Genomic DNA, 634 nt, shown 5'->3' on the forward strand with positions numbered 1-634 from the left:
AATTATACCTATATTTTAATCTATTGCAAGAGAAAATGACCTTCTATAGGTCTTTTTATACTTTTAAAGGTGATAATGTCTTATGAGCGAAGGTGTTCACTCAGGTGATTCACTGCTGTCCTCATTTATGATTTCATATAAATCACCAACATTGATTCTAAGATACGTGCATAAAGACTCGATGATATCTAGATCAACTCGGGTGGCTTCTTCATGATACATGCGAGTAATGGTGCCACGATTGATACCAGTATCTCTTGCGACATCGGCAATTTTAAGGCGTCTTTCGCCCATGATGGTCGATAAGTGACACTTCACCATAGTGGTTTCCTCATTAACGATTAGTAGTTTTTGATTGGTGAACGGATTATAACGAATATGAGCGGCTAAAGTATTCCTTTTAGTAGCTCAAATTGGTATCCAATAGCGCAATTTGCCTAGTAATAGGCAGTTTATTATGCTGTCTTTGATACAGGACGTCTATCATGATGGATATACGCTAGTTAGAAAAGGCGATGCTATTTTTACTATGAAGTATTGCTATTAATAGTGATGTGACGTACATTTTTAGTTATACTTATATACTTATATACTTATATACTTATATACTTATATACTTATATACTTATATACT

Annotated in this window: 1 protein-coding gene; it reads right to left on the bottom strand. The window is 34.1% G+C overall.

Annotation, left to right across the window (positions count from 1 at the left end):
- Positions 1–96: 96 nt before the first annotated feature.
- The gene (locus tag QL982_RS14495; RefSeq protein ID WP_045448313.1) at positions 97–321 is read right to left on the bottom strand and encodes a helix-turn-helix transcriptional regulator; all 225 of its coding nucleotides are present in this window, start codon (positions 319–321) and stop codon (positions 97–99) included.
- Between the last annotated feature and the right edge of the window lie 313 nt (positions 322–634).

Source organism: Psychrobacter sp. 5A.1 (genome assembly GCF_030407455.1).
Taxonomy (GTDB): Bacteria; Pseudomonadota; Gammaproteobacteria; order Pseudomonadales; family Moraxellaceae; genus Psychrobacter.

Excerpts from the sequence above, each read along its gene's own strand:
- QL982_RS14495 (WP_045448313.1), bottom strand. The coding sequence starts at position 321 with ATGGTGAAGTGTCACTTATCGACCATCATGGGCGAAAGACGCCTTAAA.